Origin of the sequence: Williamsoniiplasma somnilux, from assembly GCF_002804005.1 — a bacterium.
GTDB classification, from domain to species: Bacteria; Bacillota_I; Bacilli_A; order Mycoplasmatales; family Mycoplasmataceae; genus Williamsoniiplasma; species Williamsoniiplasma somnilux.
Window position 1 is genome coordinate 289219 of record NZ_CP024965.1, and the last position, 19349, is coordinate 308567.

The window sequence follows — 19349 nt, forward strand, 5'->3', positions numbered from 1 at the left end:
TCCTATTCGTTTAATACTTCACTTAATTTACAAATATAATTATAAAGGAAAATACACTTTAAAAGGTTATAATAATTAAAAATATAAAGTGAGTTCTATAGCGAGGTAATTATATGAAAATAAGAGAAAAATTTCCAATTTTAAGAAACAATCCGGGACTAATTTATCTTGATAATGGAGCGACAACCTTGAAACCTATAAGTGTTATTCAAGCAGAAACTAGTTATCTAGAAAATATTAGTGCCAATCCACATGCAATAGATTACAAAACTGGGTTTGCAGCAACTGAAATTATTACCGAAACTAGAGTCAAAACAGCTAAACTAATTAATGCAAAAAACACCAATGAGGTTATTTTTACTAGCGGGACTACTCATTCTATTAATCAAATTGCTTTTGGTTTGAAGAATTTTATTCATGAAAAAGACGAAATTTTAGTCACTACAATGGAACATTCAGCTAATTTATTGCCATGAATTATTGTTGCTAACGAAAAAAAAGCCCAAATAGTGAAAATTCCGCTTAATAAAGACACGGGTATAAATATTAATAAATTGGTTGAAGTAATCACGCCTCAAACCAAAATTTTTTCTTTTGTTCACGCCTCAAACACCATAGGTTTTGAAAATGATGTTAAAAAAATTGTTCAAAAAGTGCGAACGATTAATCCAAATATAATAATTGTTGTTGATTGTGCCCAAACAATTGCTCATACTAATGTTGATGTAGAATCTTGAGATGTTGATTTTATTGCATTTTCAGCACATAAAATGTATGGGCCTTTTGGTTTAGGGGTTTTGTGAGGTAAAATAGCGCTTTTAAATGAATTGTTGCCAATTTTTTATGGCGGAGGAATGAGCAAAGAAATTAGCGAAGATCTAATAAATTATAAATTGGCTTCAATTCCTGCTAAATTCGAAGCAGGAACACCAAATATTTCAGCTATTGCTGCTTTTTTGGCCGCTTTAAATTTTTTAGAAGAAATAAAAATTGAAAAAATTAGAAAACACGAACACGAATTAAAAGATTATTTAAGAAATAAAATTAAAGCTAATAAATTAGATTTAAAAATAGATTTTTATAACTTAGAAAATCATGCTCCAATTCTTAATTTCAATGCTAAAAACGTTAATCCTCAAGATATTACTCACTTTTTAGACTTTAAATACAAAATTGCTTCAAGAAGTGGCGCTCATTGTGCTCGAAGAACTGAAGAAGTGTATGGAGAAAAAACATCAGTAAGAATTAGTTTTGGGGTTTATAATACAAAAGAAGAAATTGATGTTCTTATTGAAGCTTTAAATAACATTGATAAGTTTTTAGATGTCATTTTTTAGGGGTTTGCAAAAATGGAACAATATACAGATCAAGAATTAAGAAAAATCATTATAAATCATTATACAGAATCAAAAAATAGAGGTTTTACAAATTCTTCTAATAGTTTAAAAATTGATTTAAATTCTCCTACTTGTAGTGATGAATTGACACTTGAAATCGAAATTGAAAATACAATATTGAGAAGTTTAAAATTCGAAGGTTCAGCTTGTGTAATTGCAACCGCTGCAGCCGATATGATTATTAACAAGCTTTTGAACAAAAATAAATCTCAAGCATTAGCGATTATTACTAATTTTGAAGATTTAATTAAATTAGGTAAACAAGACGCTTTTGAAAATGATTCTTTGCTTGCTTTTAAAAATGTTCACAAACAAAGAAATAGAATAATGTGTGCAACACTTCTTTCAGATGGAATCAAAAAATTTTTACAAGAAAATTAAGCAAGTTAAAAATATAATATATAAATATTTGTAATATTTAAGAAAGTAGTTGAAAATCATGGAAAATAAAAAATTAATAAGAGAAAGATTTCTAAAAATTAGAAAACTTTTGAAGAAAAATTACATTATCGAAAGTTCCGAAATTATTTCTGAAAAAATAATATTTTTTATTCAAAAAAACAATTTAAAAAATATTGGTATATACATTTCTAATGAATACGAAATTGATACTAAAAAAATATTATTTTTTTGCCTAACTAATAAGATCAATATTTATATACCAAGATGTGAAATAAACGAAAATAAAATGATTTTCAAAAAAATCAAAAATTTAACTTATGACCTAGAAAAAAATCAAAAATTAAATATTATTCAACCTATAGAAAAATGCGAATCTTTAAGAAATGCTAAAGAATTAGATGCTGTTTTTTTACCTGTAGTTGCGTTTGACAATACCTTGATGCGAATTGGTTCAGGCAAAGGTTATTATGATCGTTGATTTAACGAAAATGAATATAAAGGTTACAAAATCGGCTTAGCACAATACACACAATTTTCCAACAAAAAAATTGATGCAAATAATTTTGATGTTAAGTTAGATGAAATTGTTTCTGAAAACAACTTGCCAAACTCATTTCTTGAAAACAATCAAAGTTTTATTTAAATATTGGTTATTTTATCAGCAAAATTGAAACATCAATAATAGGTTTAAAAGCCTATTTTTTTATTTTTTTGCATTAAAGTATGTTTAATCTTTTACAATAAATTTAAGTTCTTAAAAGAAAGAGGTTATGATGGAAAAACTTTATATGAAAAATATTTCAACTAAACTAAATATTCCTGAATATGTATTAAGGTTTTATGATAAAAAAGGATTATTTCCTTTTTTTCAAAGAGATGAAAAAAACTACAGATTTATCAACGAGGATAAATTAGAATGAGTAAATATTGTTATTTGTTTAAAAAAATCAGGAATGTCTTTAGCGAAAATCAAAGAATATATTAACTTAGCAATGGAAGGCAACAATACTTATTCCAAAAGATTGGAAATGATGTTAGAACAAGAAAAAGTTGTTCTAAAAAAAATGCAAGAATTACAAGAACAATTAGAATACATAAAATATAAACAAAATTTATATAAACAAAATTTATAATTTCGCTTGCATTAAAGTAATGTTAATTAAATATCATAATTTTGAGGATAAAAACTCAAAGGAGAAATAGTTATGAAAACAAGAAACTTAGGAAATAATTTAATTGTTTCAGAAATTGGTTTAGGATGCATGGGTTTAAGTTATAGTCAACCTCCATTTCCTTCAAAAGATGAGTCTATTAAATTTTTGAAAGAAGCATATAAAATGGGTGTCAATTTTTTTGATACAGCAGAAGTTTACGGACCAGACACAAATGAAGAAATTGTGGGTGAAGCTTTAAAGGAATTTAGAAAAGATGTTATTATTGCAACTAAATTTGGTTTTAAGTTTGATGAAAATCGAAAAAATATTGGTTTAGACAGTAGTAGAAAAGCTATTTTAAAAGCATTAGAAGGATCTTTAAAGAGACTACAAACCAATTACATTGATTTATACTATCAGCATAGAGTTGATCCAAATGTTCCAATTGAAGAAGTTGCTCAAGTTATGAAAGAATTAATTACACAAGGAAAAATTAAACATTGAGGTTTAAGCGAGGCTTCTGCTTCAACAATAAGAAGGGCTCATGCAATTTGCCCAGTTACAGTTTTACAAAGCGAATATTCAATGTTTTGAAGAGAAGCGGAATCAAAAGTAATTCCGACATTAGAGGAATTAGGAATCGGACTTGTGCCTTTTTCGCCATTAGGTAGAGGATTTTTAACAGGAGCAATTAAGCCAGGTGCTGTTTTTCCAGAAGGTGATTTTCGAAATTCAATCCCTCGTTTTAACACACCGGAGTACGTTGAACAAAATTATAAATTAGTAAAATACTTAGAAGAATTATCAATTAAAAAACAAACAACTCCAGCAGCTATTGCTCTTGGCTGGTTATTAGCTCAAAAACCATGGATAGTTCCTATTCCTGGGACAAAAAAAATTGAAAGATTAAAACAAAATTTATCTGGTGCTGAAGTTAAATTTACCGAAAAAGAATTAAAGGAAATTAAACAAAAACTAGATAATATTGAAATTTTAGGACACAGATACAGCGAAGAAACTGAAAAATCAATTGATAAATAATTTAATAATTTTTTAAAAAATAGCTCGTGCTGCTCGTGCTATTTTTTTATTTCATTAGAGTATAATATTTTTTGTAATGTTAAATATATTAAGGAGAAAATATATGATTAAAGTTGATTTGCAATATTCAGGATTAGAGAAAAATGATTTAAACGAGACAAAAGTTAAAGACATTCATAAAATGATAATCAACAAAACAGGAAAAGGTAACGATTTTTTAGGTTGACTTGAATGACCAAAAACATTTGATAAAAACGAATACGAAAAAATGAAAAAAGCGGCTTCTTCATTAAGGGATAAAATAGATGTTTTAGTGGTTGTTGGAATTGGCGGTTCTTATTTAGGTATTAGAGCAGCAGACGAAATGATTAGAGGAATTAATAATTTTGACAAAATTAAAATTGTTTATGCTGGACATACAATGAGTTCAACTTATGTTGCACAATTATCAAAATATTTAAAAAATAAAAAATTTGGAATTTGTGTTATTTCTAAATCAGGAACCACAACTGAGCCGGGACTTGCCTTTAGAACCTTAGAACAACAATTGAATGAGCAAGTTGGAATTGAAAAATCAAAAGATTTAATAGTGGCTATTACAGATAAATCAAAAGGAGCTTTAAAAACTCTTGCTGATAATAAAGGCTATCTTACTTTTGTTATTCCAGATAATATCGGAGGACGTTTTTCTGTTTTAACACCTGTTGGAATTTTTCCTTTATTGGTGGCGGGAGTCAATACAGACAAAATTTTTACTGGAGCTATTAAAGCTATGAACAATTTAGTCCAAGACAACCTAACTAATGAAGCTTACAAATATGCTGCAGCACGTAACGCTTTATATAATAAAGGATATAAAGCAGAAGCTTTAGTTTCTTATGAATTGCAAATGCAATACATAAACGAATGATGAAAACAATTGTTTGGTGAATCAGAAGGAAAAGATGGTAAAGGTTTATATCCAACATCAATGATTTTTTCAACAGATTTACATTCTCTAGGTCAATGAGTTCAACAAGGAACAAGAGGTGTTTTATTCGAATCTGTTATTAAAATAGTTGAACCTGTTAATGATATGAAAATTACAAAAGACAAAGATGACTTAGATGGATTAAATTACTTGGTTGGAAAAACATTCCATGAAATTAACTCTACAGCAATTGAAGGAGTTATTGATGCTCATGTTAATTCAGGAAAAATGCCAAATATTATTTTGGAATTTGAAAAAATGGATGAGGAAATGCTTGGTTATCTAGTTTACTTCTTTGAATTAGCAGTGGCAATGTCAGGATATCTGTTGGAAGTTAACCCATTTGATCAACCTGGAGTTGAGATTTACAAATACAACATGTTTAAATTATTGGGTAAACCAGGGGTTAAATAATTAAATAAATATGATAAATACATAAAGGAACTAATTCCTTTATTTTTATTTTTTTTAAAAAACAAAGTAATTGTTAATTCATTCCTATATTATTAATATTGTCGGAGGTATTTAAAATGATAAATCAAATCGTAAAAGCAAAAATTACAGATATAGCACCATTTGGAGCATTCTGTGCAGTTGAACTTGATGGAAAAACTTACAAAGGGTTAATCCACATTAGTGAAATCGCAAATGAATTTATTCGTGATATTAACGAATTTATTGAACCAGGACAAGAAGTTGAAGTTAAAATCTTGTCAATTGATGAAGCTAAAAACCAATTAAAATTATCTATTAAACAAGTTAACAACGATTAATTTGAATAATACGCCACACAAATAAAACATTTTAAATACTAAATAAATCTGTTACTTGTCAGTTACAATGCATTAGTTATAAATTGTTATTTGTAAAAAAATCACCATTTGGTGATTTTTTAATATTTAAACTAATTTATAATTTTATTATTGAAAGAAAATGGAGAGAGTCATGATTACTAAAAATAATATTATTTGATTAAGTGAACAACAAAAGAAATTAGATGCCTACATTGTTGAAAATCATCAATTAAAAGTTAATAAAGAAATGTTACGTAAAAAAATTATTGCTTTTTTAGTAGAACTTGGAGAATACGCTAATGAAGAACGTTCATTTAAATATTGATCAAAAAAACCAAGCAGTGATTTGGCTATGCAACTTGATGAATATATCGATGGTTTGCACTTTATTTTAAGTATTGGCAATCAAATTAATGTTGATTTTAATAATTTTGCAATGATAAACTTTAAAACAACTACAAATCTTGACTGTTACTTTGAAATAATTAGTTTATTAGCTAAATTTAGTAAGGAATTTGATTTAGTAATTTATCAAGAATTATTATCTTGTTATTTAAATATAGCTAAAATCAAAAATTATAGTGAAGAAGAATTATTGAATGCTTACAAAATTAAAAACAAAATAAACTTTGAAAGACAAAATAATAATTACTAGGAGTCTCATGGAATATATAACTTCACTTAGTAATAATAAAATTAAAAAAATTGTCAAATTAAAGGAAGCAAAAGTCCGTAAAGTTGAAAAAAAATTTTTAATTGAAGGTAAACACTTAATTGAAGATGCTTTTAAAAAAGGTTTAGTTTTAACTTTACTTGGATCAGAAGAACAATTGCAAACTCTAAGCCATTTAAATACTCAAAACATAGAGATACTTGTTATTACCAACCCAATTGCTGAAAAACTTAGTGATGTTGTCACTAGCCAAAATCTTTTTGCTGTTTGTCAATTTTTAGAACAAACAATCGATTTAGAACACAATATTTTAATTTTAGATCAATTACAAAATCCAGGAAACTTAGGAACTTTAATTCGTTCAGCAGCAGCCTTTAATTTTAAAACAATTATCGCTTCAGAAAATACAGTGAATTTTTATAACGACAAAGTTTTGCGTTCTACTCAAGGTAACTTTTTCCAAGTTAATTTAATTAATCAAAATTTAATAACCACAATGGAAATTCTTAAAAACAATAATTATCAAATTATTGGAACAACCTTGCATCAAGATGCTCAAATGTTAAATGATGTAAATTGAAGCAGGAAAAGTAAATATGCTTTAATCATCGGCAATGAAGCTAATGGTATTTCTTCTCAAATTTCACAGCTTATAGATTTTAATGTTTTAGTAGAAATGGATGTCCAAGTTGAATCTTTAAATGCCGGAGTTGCCGGTTCACTTATTATGTATAATATTCAAAATTGTTAATGGGGGTTTCCTCCATTTTTTGTTACTATTTTTAAGTTATAATAAAGGTAATCATTTCTAGTTCTTTTTTTAGAAGTGATTAAATTTACAAAGCAAGAAGGGACGCACAATGTACAAATTTGACGCTGTAATTAACAACGAATTTATTAAAACCGAATCACAATTAGAAATTATCAATCCAGATGGGTTATTGGTGGCAGGAACTGTCGCTGCTTTAAATGCAGAACAAATCAATCAAGCTTTTCAAGCAGCAAGAGCTGCTCAAAAAGCTTGAGAAAGTGAATCATTGTTAAAAAGAATCTCTATTTTAAAAAAATGATCAAACCTTTTACTAGAACAAAAAGAAGCACTAGCACAAATTATCATGGCAGAAGTGGGAAAAAGTCATAGCGATGCTGTTAACGAAGTTATGCGAAGCGTTGAATACATGGACGCCACATTTGAAGAAGCTAAACGTATGCAACCTTTATCTTTAACGGGACAAGATTTCGGGGTTGCTAATAAATTAGGAACCTTTGAACATGTCGCTAAAGGTGTTGGTTTGGCTATTTCACCTTTTAACTTTCCTATTAATTTAGCAATGTCTAAAATTGCTCCAGCTTTAGTAATGGGTAACACATTAGTTTTCAAACCAGCAACAGCAGGTTCATTAACAGGTTCAATGTTAGGAAAATTAGCAGTTGAAGCTGGATTACCAGCGGGAGTTTTCAATGTTGTAACAGGAAGAGGAAGAGAAATTGGGGATTTAATTACGCAAAACAAAGAAATCAATTTTATTAATTTTACAGGTTCAGTAGATATTGGCCACCGAATTTTAGATATCGCCACTTCAAAAGATATTGTTTTAGAATTAGGAGGAAAAGATCCCGCTTTAGTAATGGATGACTCTGATTTAGAAAAATATGCAAGCGAAATTATTGTTGGGGCCTTTTCTTATTCAGGACAACGTTGTACTGCAGTTAAACGTGTAATTACCACAAATGCTATTGCTGATAAATTAGTTCCGATTTTAGCTGACAAAATTAAGAAGTTAAAAGTGGGTTCACCAAAAGATAATGCTTTTATTACTCCAGTTATTGATATGAAGTCAGCAGATTTTATATGAGAACTAATTCAAGACTCTAAAAAGGATGGGGCAAAAGTAATTACCGGAGATAAACGTGAAGCTAATTTAATTTATCCAACTTTAGTGGATTTTGTAACAACTAAAATGCGTTTAGCTTGAGAAGAACCATTTGGACCAGTTTTACCAATTATTAGAATTGATGATTTACAACAAAGTATAGAAGTTATTAATAAATCTAATTTTGGTTTGCAAGCTTCAATTTATACAAAAGATATTGCACAAGCAATTCATTTAGCTAAAAAAATTGAAGTTGGAACAGTTAATATTAATGGAAAATCACAACGTGGACCAGATTCTTTCCCTTTCTTAGGGGTTAAAGATTCAGGACAAGGAGTTCAAGGAATTCATGAAGCATTATTATCAGTAACAAGATATAAAGGAATTGTTATTAATTACTAAGCATAATTAAGTGTTTAAAAGTGCTTAAAATCGTAAAAGAGCTTTAAAATAAAGCTTTTTTTATTTTTTATAAAAAAGTGAAAAATATATATTGTATTTTTAAAAGCAATCGTTTATTATCATATTTGTCGTCAAGTGAACGAACTTTAGAAATTAGAACATTTAAAAAAAATTAATAAAAAATTTTTAATAATATATTAAAAAAACTATTGCTTTTTATTTTAAAACTTGATATTATCTAAAAGTCGTTCGTTGGAACAGACGAAAATGATCTTTGAAAACTAAATAGAACAATTATTGTACAAATCTTGATCAATTTAATTCAAATTGAGTAATAAATATACAACAAAAGAAGCAGTCAGTTTCAAATCACATTTTTTAAATGAGAGTTTGATCCTGGCTCAGGATAAACGCTGGCGGCATGCCTAATACATGCAAGTCGAACGGGGGTGCTTGCACCCCAGTGGCGAACGGGTGAGTAACACGTATCTAATCTACCATAAAGCGGGGGATAGCCTTTGGAAACGAAGGGTAATACCGCATGTGAACATCATTATCGCATGAGAAGATGTTGAAAGTTCCGTTTGGAACACTTTATGATGAGGATGCGGCGTATTAGCTAGTAGGTGAGGTAATGGCTCACCTAGGCGATGATACGTAGCCGAACTGAGAGGTTGATCGGCCACATTGGGACTGAGATACGGCCCAGACTCCTACGGGAGGCAGCAGTAGGGAATTTTTCACAATGGACGAAAGTCTGATGAAGCAATGCCGCGTGAGTGATGAAGGTCTTCGGATCGTAAAACTCTGTTGTAAGGGAAGAAAACTTAGGAGAGGAAATGCTCTTAAACTGACGGTACCTTACCAGAAAGCCACGGCTAACTATGTGCCAGCAGCCGCGGTAATACATAGGTGGCAAGCGTTATCCGGAATTATTGGGCGTATAGGGTGCGTAGGCGGTTTTGTAAGTTCATGGTCAAATCCCGAGGCTCAACCTCGGTTCGCCGTGAAAACTACATCACTAGAATACAAGAGAGGTAAACGGAATTCCATGTGTAGCGGTGAAATGCGTAGATATATGGAAGAACACCTGTGGCGAAAGCGGTTTACTGGCTTGTTATTGACGCTGAGGCACGAAAGCGTGGGGAGCAAATAGGATTAGATACCCTAGTAGTCCACGCCGTAAACGTTGAGTACTAAGTGTCGGGGATTACCTCGGTGCTGCAGCTAACGCATTAAGTACTCCGCCTGAGTAGTATGCTCGCAAGAGTGAAACTCAAAGGAATTGACGGGGACCCGCACAAGTGGTGGAGCATGTGGTTTAATTCGAAGCAACACGAAGAACCTTACCAGGGCTTGACATCCAGTGCAAAGCTATAGAGATATAGTGGAGGTTAACATTGAGACAGGTGGTGCATGGTTGTCGTCAGTTCGTGCCGTGAGGTGTTGGGTTAAGTCCCGCAACGAACGCAACCCTTGTCGTTAGTTACTATCATTAAGTTGAGGACTCTAACGAGACTGCTAGTGTAAGCTAGAGGAAGGTGGGGATGACGTCAAATCATCATGCCCCTTATGTCCTGGGCTACACACGTGCTACAATGGCCGATACAAAGAGTCGCAATCCAGTGATGGGGAGCTAATCTCAAAAAGTCGGTCTCAGTTCGGATTGAAGGCTGCAACTCGCCTTCATGAAGCCGGAATCACTAGTAATCGCGGATCAGCTATGCCGCGGTGAATACGTTCTCGGGTCTTGTACACACCGCCCGTCACACCACGAGAGTTGGTAATACCAGAAGTAGGTAGCTTAACCGCAAGGAGAGCGCTTCCCAAGGTAGGATTAGCGATTGGGGTGAAGTCGTAACAAGGTATCCGTACGGGAACGTGCGGATGGATCACCTCCTTTCTATGGAGTTATTATTAAAAAGCAGAAGTGAACTGCTTGACTGTTTCTGTTCTATTTAGTTTTCAGAGGTTATTAATTTAATCTCTGAGAAATCAGAATTGTTCTTTGAAAACTGAATATTAGATGAAATATATAATTTTCTTATTGTTTAAAAAACATAAAAATTTTGACATCAGTAAAAAAAACTAAAATTGTTATAAATTGCAAATAGATTTTTTCTAAAAAATAGTAAGGGCATATAGTGAATGCCTTGGAAAATGGAGCCGAAGAAGGACGTGACTACCTGCGAAAAGCATCGGGGAGCTGGAAGTGAGCTTTGATCCGGTGATATCCGAATGGGGAAACCCAATACGATTTACCTCGTATTATCCGACCACTGAATACATAGGTGGCGTGAAGGGAACCTTGGGAACTGAAACATCTTAGTACCAAGAGGAAAAGAAAATAAATTAATGATTCCCCTAGTAGCGGCGAGCGAACGGGGAACAGGCCAAACCGCTCTACGGGGCGGGGTTGTAGGACTTTTGTTAGAGTTACAAAGTCAACATATAGTAGAACAGATTGGGAAATCTGGGCATAGAGGGTGATACCCCCGTATACGAAATGTGTTGATCTCGAAGAAGTATCCTGAGTACGGCGAGGCACGTGAAACCTTGTCGGAATCCGCCGAGACCACTCGGCAAGCCTAAATACTACCATTTTACCGATAGTGAACCAGTACCGTGAGGGAAAGGTGAAAAGTACCCCGAGAGGGGAGTGAAATAGTTCCTGAAACTATATGCTTACAAGAAGATGGAGCCCGTTAAGGGGTGACATCGTGCTTTTTGTAGAAAGAGCCGGCGAGTTACTGTTGCATGCAAGGTTAAGCGGATAAACGCGGAGCCGTAGTGAAAGCGAGCCTTAATAGGGCGTTCAGTATGCAGCAGTAGACACGAAACCGGGTGATCTAGCCATGAGCAGGTTGAAGTTGGGGTAAAACCCAATGGAGGACCGAACCAACGTTCGTTGAAAAGACCGTGGATGACTTGTGGCTAGTGGTGAAATTCCAATCGAACCCGGAGATAGCTAGTTCTCCCCGATATATCTTTAAGGATAGCGTCGCAATTAAAACTATGGAGGTAGAGCACTGAATCTATGATGGCTGCACCTAGCGGTACTGAATAGAATTAAACTCCGAATGCCATAGTCGTATTGTGCGGCAGTCAGAACATGGGTGATAAGGTCCATGCTCGTGAGGGAAACAGCCCAGATCGTCAGCTAAGGTCCCTAAATGTAAACTAAGTGTGTAAGGATGTGGAATTGCACAGACAGCTAGGATGTTGGCTCAGAAGCAGCCATCATTTAAAGAGTGCGTAACAGCTCACTAGTCGAGTGATTCTGCGCCGAAAATGTACCGGGGCTTAAGTTTACTACCGAAGCTACGGATTGTACGTAAGTACAGTGGTAGGGGAGCGTTCTAAGGGCGATGAAGTTGGACCGTGAGGACCAGTGGAGCGCTTAGAAGTGATTATGCCGGCATGAGTAACGTTTGAGGGTGAGAATCCCTCATGCTATTTGATCAAGGTTTCCTGGGCAAGGTTCGTCCACCCAGGGTTAGTCGGGACCTAAGGCGAGGCTGAAAAGCGTAGTCGATGGACAACAGGTTGATATTCCTGTACCGGTTAGTTAGTGATGGAGTGACGGAGAAAGATAGTGTATCCCAGGCGTTGGTTGTCCTGGGCTAAGCACAAAGGTGGTATTGTTGGCAAATCCGCAATACTCAACACTGAAGTGTGATGGGGAGTGAACGGTTCGCCTAGTAACGAAGTACATGACTCTACGCTTCCAAGAAAAGCTTCTAACTTAATAACTAATCGCCCGTACCTAGAACGAACACACGTGATCAAGGAGAAAATCCTAAGGCAAGCGAGAAAACTATAGCTAAGGAACTCTGCAAAATAACTCCGTAACTTCGGAAGAAGGAGTGCTCACTTTATGTGAGCCGCAGTGAAGAGGGAGGGGCAACTGTTTAACAAAAACACAGCTCTCTGCTAAGTCGTAAGACGAAGTATAGGGGGTGACACCTGCCCAGTGCCGGAAGGTTAAAAGGAGAAGTCAGCTTCGGCGAAGCTTTGAATTGAAGCCCCGGTGAACGGCGGCCGTAACTATAACGGTCCTAAGGTAGCGAAATTCCTTGTCAGGTAAGTTCTGACCCGCACGAAAGGTGTAATGATCTCTTCGCTGTCTCGGCTGTAGACTCGGTGAAATTTTAGTACCAGTGAAGATGCTGGTTACCCGCAACTAGACGGAAAGACCCCGTGGAGCTTTACTATAACTTGATATTGAAATTTGGTGTAACGTGTAGAGGATAGGTGGGAGGCTTTGAAGCACGGTCGCTAGACCGTGTGGAGCCAACCTTGGAATACCACCCTCGTTACTTCGAATTTCTAACCTCAACCCGTTATCCGGGTTAGGGACAGTGTCTGGTGGGTAGTTTGACTGGGGCGGTCGCCTCCTAAAATGTAACGGAGGCGCTCAAAGGTATTCTCAGTATGGTTGGAAATCATACATAGAGCGCAAAGGTAGAAGAATGCTTAACTGCGAGACTTACAAGTCGAACAGATTCGAAAGAAGGACTTAGTGATCCGGCGGTCCCGAGTGGAAGGGCCGTCGCTCAACGGATAAAAGTTACCCCGGGGATAACAGGCTGATCTCCCCCAAGAGTTCACATCGACGGGGAGGTTTGGCACCTCGATGTCGGCTCATCGCATCCTGGAGCTGTAGTCGGTTCCAAGGGTTGGGCTGTTCGCCCATTAAAGCGGTACGCGAGCTGGGTTCAGAACGTCGTGAGACAGTTTGGTCCCTATCTGTTGTGGGCGTAGGAAAATTGAAGAGAGCTGACTCTAGTACGAGAGGACCGAGTTGGACACATCCCTGGTGCTCCAGTTGTCGTGCCAACGGCACAGCTGGGTAGCTATATGTGGAAAGGATAATCGCTGAAGGCATCTAAGCGAGAAGCCTCCTTTAAGATGAATTTTCCCATTCGTAAGAAGTAAGAACCCATGTAGACCACATGGTTGATAGGATGGATGTGTAAGTGCCGCGAGGTATTAAGCTAACCATTACTAATAGTTCGAGTGAATTTTAGATAAAATCTATTTAAAATACGCACATTTATAAAACAAACGATATTTCAATCTAGTATTCAGTTTTCAAAGAATAATTCAAACAAAAATCGATCTGGTGTTTATGGCGATGAGGTCACACCTGTTCCCATGCCGAACACAGAAGTTAAGCTCATTAGCGGCGATGATATTGCAATGCGAGAAAGTAGCACAATGCCAGTTCGTAAAAAATTTCCGAAAGGAAATTTTTTTATTTAAAAAAATAATATTAATGATAAAATTAATAGAATATCGGGAGGTTTTTAAAAATGCGTTTAATTATTAAATCATATTTAAAGACTTTTACCAAAAATTTAACAGCATTAGTAGGGACATTAATTTTCATTATTATGTTAACTGCGATTTTGGTGGGAATGCTTTCAACACCTTTGCAATTAAGTAATAAAATTAAAGCTTATGAAGACCGTACAGTTACTTTTGATTATTATGGTAAAAGTGGTCTAGATTTAGATAAAGATTTTGTTTATAATTACATTTTTAAAAACGATTTAAATAGATTTATTGAAAATTCAACCGAAGATGATTTAAAAATTAATCCAGATTTATTTAGCGAAACAGACCCGACTTCTAAAGGTACTTTTTTAGATGAGATTCCGTTGCCGACTTCAATTAAAGATTTATTAGAAATTCCTGTTTTAAAATTTGATGGCGCAGAAATTAAACCTAGTGATGACATTTTTGTTGACAAAAACTATGATAGTTTTTTTGGTGGTGAAATTTTTTCTGAAATTTTTTCTCGACCAATTTTTAATAAACAATTTTATGAAATTTTAGCAGTCATTAGAGTTGATATTTTCAAACAAATTATTACAAATATTGAGTTAGGAGACATCGATAAAAATGATCAAGACGAAATTGATTCAGCTTTTGCAAATGCTAAAGCTCAAATTGCTAAAATGATAATAAGTCCTTTATCGTCATTTAATAATGGAAATGCAACATCAACAATTGGAACTGGAATTTATTATGTTGATGATTTAAAAGAAACTAGTGCTTTTTTTGATAAGCGTTTTGATATTGTGAAAAATAACATTATTGAAAGCTACAAACAAGAATTGGAAAATTTAATTAAAGATTTACAAATTACCTCAAAAGAGGCAATACTTTGAGGTTCAAGAATATTATTTCAAATTAATTCTTTTTTAGAAAATAACCAAATGGAAATTTTGGGAATTAAAGATTTTGCAACAATAACCCCAAGCAATGCCATTACTGAAATTAAAAAAATTATCGAAGATAGATTTTCAAAATTAAAAAATAAAATAATTGAGGAAAAACTAGCTTTTGATATAAATTATTTACCAATGATGTTTTTAAATTATGATTTTAGAAAAGAATTAAAAAATAACTATAACAACAATTTTGTAAATTTAATTCAAACCAAAATTTACGATGCTTACAATGAAAAAAATGGTTCACAAATTATTGAATATGAAACAGATCCTCACTTCATTTATGAAAAAAGTGATGCAAGTTCTGTTTTTCCTACCTTAACAATTGAATTGTATGGTTCAGATAATCAAAGTACTTTTAATAGAGTTTTATTAGATACTGGTAGTCTAGCAAAAAATCCTAACGAAATAGTAATATCTCCAGCTTATGCAAAACTAAATGATCTAAGTATTGGTGATAAAATTACTGTTCCTGTTAGTGATGAAAATTCTTTAATTTTAGGTGATAAAAACTCTAACAGTGATAAAAAACTTACTAGTGAAACAGAATTTACAATCTCAGGAATTGGTATTAAATATGATAACTTAGCTCCAGGAAAAGGTTTTAAAAATTTTGTCCAAGATTTTGAAACCTATGCTATCGGTTATGTTTCTAACCAAAACTTATTGGATATCAAGGAAGCTAGATGATATTATTCAACCAAAGGGCAAAACCGAAAAAATGATTTTATTAACAGAATCAAAACTAACAAATATGTTAATATGGAAAAATTGTTTTTAGGAACTAAAGATAAAACAATTATTAGTGTTACTTCATCGGCTTTTGATAGCTTTGATACTTCTCCTACAGCGAGAGCATTATTAATGACTAATATTCAAATTATTAGTTATTTAATTTTAGGTGTTGTGTTCTTAGTTTTAGCATTTGTTTTTATTAATTTTATAATTAAAAAAGAAATTAATGAAACTCGTCGTCAATTAGGAATTTTCAAATCATTTGGCTATAAAGTTTCCGAATTATCATGAATTTTTGCTCTTAAAACTTTAATTACAATGTCATTTGGTGTTATTGTAGGTTATTCGTTATCAATACCCCTACAACAATATTCAGCTTCAATATTTGAAAGTAGTGTAACTTTTGATTTTGAATCTGTTTATTTAAATCCTTTATTTATGATTATAATTATTTTAATTATTCCGCTAGGAATGATGCTGGTTTCTTATGGTGTTACAATTTATTATTTACTAGAGCCAACATTATCATTAATTAATAATGGCTCTAAAATACCAAAAAAAATAAGAAGACAAAGCTTAATTGCCCAAGCATTATCAAAAAGAGGTAAAGGTTTTACTTACAGAATTCAAAATTCATTTGTGGCTAGAGCACGAGGTAAATTCATTATTGTTCAAACACTTTTTGCCTTTTCTTCATTGCTTTACACAATTATGTTTGCTAATCAAGCTGTAATTGATCAAACCGTTAAACAAGGATTTGCCTCTCTTAAATCAGAAACTGATCATCAACTTTATTGAACTAATAGATCTAAATATTCATTTAACGACATTTCAGAAGATAGCGGTTGATACATTAATAACAAAAGAGAATTCGAAAAAACTAAAATGAATTATATTGATTACTCAAAATCAGGTTCAGTTAATGATGAGCTAAACTCATCCAAATCTTCATCAGATTCACGTTATCGTGCACGAATTTTATTAAGCTATGTCACTTCAAAATATAACGAAACCGATTGAGGTCGTGAAAAAATTGAACAAGTTCTTCCTGAAGCAGCAATTTTGCAAATTATTAAAGACAAGAATAACGAAACTAGTTCAATTAATAACGGAACCGGAATTACAGATGCACATTATTTCTTAAATCCTATATTAAGTTACAAAATTATGAATGAATCCTTTGATAACATTTCTAAAGAATTTATTGAAGGCAAAGATATTACAGAAATTTTAAAAAGTTGATTGAATGATAATAAGAATAAAATTGATTTAAGTTCAATTAATAACGGTGGCAATATCGAAGATTTTGTCAAAGAATTTGAAATGACTTTATTTGGTATTACCGCTTCCAATAAACTTGATCAATATAACAATATTTATTTAAGCGATATTTCAAGAATTTTGTCGTTTGAATTAGCGCAAAGTTTTGCAACACAATTAGCTAAAGATATCATTGACGAATCTTTAAATAAAAATCTTTTTGTTCAAGATGAATCGCAAATTATAAATGATGTTTATAAACAAATTAGTAATAATTTGATTTTAAAAAATTTTAATCCCGAAAATGACAAATATTGAAAAATTATTAATAATCCATTAATTGATTTAAAAAGTTTAATTTCTGATGATATTACTAACCCTAAAATTGAAGATGTAATTTCAAGCAAAATTTTAAAAGCGAAAATAAATCAAACCAAAAATCAAGATGGACTATCGTTTACTGGGTTATCTAAATCAGCTATCTCAATTATTACTACATCAATGATGATTGACAAACCCAATTCTTTAAAAGAAGAATCTATCATAGCGATAAATCAATTACTTTTTAATAAAAACACCGAAACACTTTCTAACAGCTTTGAAGCATTACTGGATAGAAAACATTACGAAAATCCAGTTGATGTTGCTATTTATGCTATGGATTTTAAAGATTGAAAATATGGTGATATTCGAAATAATTTAAATTTCTCTGGAGTTTCAAATGATACTTTTGCAACTTTACACAATCCTAACTTCAAAAAAGATGAAACTGCTTTAAAAGCAATTATTCCTTATGCGGTTGCAAGAAAAATGAATTGAGAAGTTAATGATATTGTTTATATGACTTCACGCACAAGTTTGTTAAAACCATTTACAATTCAAATTGTTGGTATAAATAAATCAATGACATTTAGTTTAACTGATGATTGACCTATTATTGTTGATTATGATAACTATGCTGAACAAATGTTTAGAAAGCAAGCTTATGAAGAATTTAAAGTTTCACAAGAAATGATGTTTGACCGTATGTATTCTAACGAAACTTTATTAGAAGGTAAAGTTGATGTCTGAAACATTAGTAAGTCAATATCTTCAATGAAATTTAAAGGTTTGTCATTAACTTTTTCAATTAAAAACGATTCATCAGTTTTTATGTCAATTTTTGGTAGCATGCTACCCGAACTACCTAATGTTCTTAGGGTTGATAAAAATCTTTTATTGGTTACAAATCCTAATCTAGCATTCATAAGTGATAAATCTGGTGTTGCTCCATACAATATTTTATTAGCAACAGTTGATAATGTTACTCAGCAATTCAATACAATCATGATTATTTTCTTGGTTTTACAAACTTTCTTGTTAGCAATAATTTTAATTGTTGTCATGAACATTATTGTTGATGAAGCTTCACAAATTATTTTGACAATGAGAGCCCTTGGTTATAAAACTAAAGAAATCAATTGAGTAGTAATGGGTAAATATATTATTGGAGCAATTATTTCATTTATAATTGCTTACGGTTTATCAATGTTGATTTGGTATATAATTTTAACAGTGATTGGTAATGAATATCAAATTTATATTTTTTTACCATTTGAGTGAAAAGCATTAGTTGTAACTTTTTTAGTTCTATCTGGAATTATTGGACTGGGTTGGTACACTGCTTACAAACAAGTTAACAAACGTAAATTGAATCAAATTACTAACTTTATGTAATCAAAAACTCCAAGGTAAAACCTTGGAGTTTTATTATAAAATTAATAAAGATATAACTATGGAGAAACCAATGGATTACAGTAAATTAATAGAAAAATTTAATCAAGAAAAAAAAGGAAAAATTATCGACACTAAATATGGGCCTTACAATTTAAAATGAAAATTTGAAAACTTTCCTCAAATTTTATCTAAACCTACTTTTTTAACTTACATTTCTACAAGTTTAGATTATCAATTTTCAGCATTAATGATTGATGCTATTGAAAAAGAGATTGAACAAATAAGAGAATTATTTAATTTAACAACTGAAGCAGCTCAGCGCTATCTAACAGAACTAGATTTTGAGGACAAAATTAGTAAAGTTTATGAAACATTACTTTTAGAACTTTACGTTATCTTGAGAGAATTTATTAATAAAGATTTTATTGGTTGAATTTTTGATGATGCCTTGCGCAAAAACACAATTGAAAGAGGTGTTGAATATGACGCAAATTTATTTTTTGCTTTCCGAAAAGAAAAATTGCGTTTAGATTTTCAAAAGGCACTTCGTAAAATAGTTAAGTTTATGTTTAAACAAATGCCAAATGATCAAACGTTCGGTTTATTAGATTTGCAATATGATAAAGATATTAACGATAAACAATTAATGTTAAAAGAAATTAAATTAAAAGCATTAATTTAAAACTTTTAAT

General features: G+C 32.0%; 12 protein-coding genes and 3 rRNA genes. All 15 read left to right on the plus strand.

Features of this window, described 5'->3' with window-relative positions:
- Positions 1–113 precede the first annotated feature (113 nt).
- Positions 114–1337, plus strand: coding sequence for an aminotransferase class V-fold PLP-dependent enzyme (locus tag ESOMN_RS01280; protein ID WP_024863868.1), 1224 nt, complete (start codon positions 114–116; stop codon positions 1335–1337).
- A 12-nt stretch (positions 1338–1349) separates the two neighbouring features.
- Entirely contained in the window at positions 1350–1778 is a 429-nt protein-coding gene (locus tag ESOMN_RS01285) for an iron-sulfur cluster assembly scaffold protein (RefSeq protein WP_024863869.1), read from the plus strand.
- 58 nt (positions 1779–1836) lie between these two features.
- Positions 1837–2442 carry a 5-formyltetrahydrofolate cyclo-ligase gene (locus ESOMN_RS01290; RefSeq protein ID WP_024863870.1) on the plus strand — a complete coding sequence of 202 codons (606 nt, stop codon included), beginning with the start codon at positions 1837–1839 and terminating at the stop codon, positions 2440–2442.
- Between the two features lie 130 nt (positions 2443–2572).
- A complete protein-coding gene (locus ESOMN_RS01295) occupies positions 2573–2932 on the plus strand; it encodes a MerR family transcriptional regulator (RefSeq protein WP_024863871.1) in 360 nt (119 codons plus the stop codon).
- A 72-nt stretch (positions 2933–3004) separates the two neighbouring features.
- A complete protein-coding gene (locus ESOMN_RS01300; protein ID WP_024863872.1) occupies positions 3005–3994 on the plus strand; it encodes an aldo/keto reductase in 990 nt (329 codons plus the stop codon).
- Between the two features lie 103 nt (positions 3995–4097).
- On the plus strand, positions 4098–5378 hold the full coding sequence (locus ESOMN_RS01305; RefSeq protein ID WP_024863873.1) for a glucose-6-phosphate isomerase: 1281 nt from the start codon (positions 4098–4100) through the stop codon (positions 5376–5378).
- Between the two features lie 116 nt (positions 5379–5494).
- A complete protein-coding gene (locus tag ESOMN_RS01310; RefSeq protein ID WP_051445534.1) occupies positions 5495–5737 on the plus strand; it encodes a S1 RNA-binding domain-containing protein in 243 nt (80 codons plus the stop codon).
- Between the two features lie 172 nt (positions 5738–5909).
- Complete coding sequence (locus ESOMN_RS01315; protein ID WP_024863875.1) at positions 5910–6413, plus strand: dUTP diphosphatase; 504 nt, start codon at positions 5910–5912, stop codon at positions 6411–6413.
- Positions 6414–6420: 7 nt separating this feature from the next.
- On the plus strand, positions 6421–7182 hold the full coding sequence (locus ESOMN_RS01320) for a TrmH family RNA methyltransferase (protein WP_024863876.1): 762 nt from the start codon (positions 6421–6423) through the stop codon (positions 7180–7182).
- A gap of 109 nt (positions 7183–7291) precedes the next feature.
- Complete coding sequence (locus ESOMN_RS01325; protein ID WP_024863877.1) at positions 7292–8707, plus strand: NADP-dependent glyceraldehyde-3-phosphate dehydrogenase; 1416 nt, start codon at positions 7292–7294, stop codon at positions 8705–8707.
- 378 nt (positions 8708–9085) lie between these two features.
- Positions 9086–10610: ribosomal RNA gene (locus ESOMN_RS01330) — 16S ribosomal RNA — on the plus strand.
- A 218-nt stretch (positions 10611–10828) separates the two neighbouring features.
- Positions 10829–13739: ribosomal RNA gene (locus tag ESOMN_RS01335) — 23S ribosomal RNA — on the plus strand.
- Between the two features lie 89 nt (positions 13740–13828).
- Positions 13829–13936, plus strand: a 5S ribosomal RNA gene (gene rrf / locus ESOMN_RS01340).
- Together the 16S, 23S and 5S rRNA genes form the textbook arrangement of a ribosomal RNA operon.
- 86 nt (positions 13937–14022) lie before the next feature.
- Entirely contained in the window at positions 14023–18657 is a 4635-nt protein-coding gene (locus ESOMN_RS01345) for an ABC transporter permease (protein WP_024863878.1), read from the plus strand.
- 70 nt (positions 18658–18727) lie between these two features.
- Positions 18728–19339, plus strand: coding sequence for a hypothetical protein (locus ESOMN_RS01350; protein WP_024863879.1), 612 nt, complete (start codon positions 18728–18730; stop codon positions 19337–19339).
- Positions 19340–19349 lie beyond the last annotated feature (10 nt).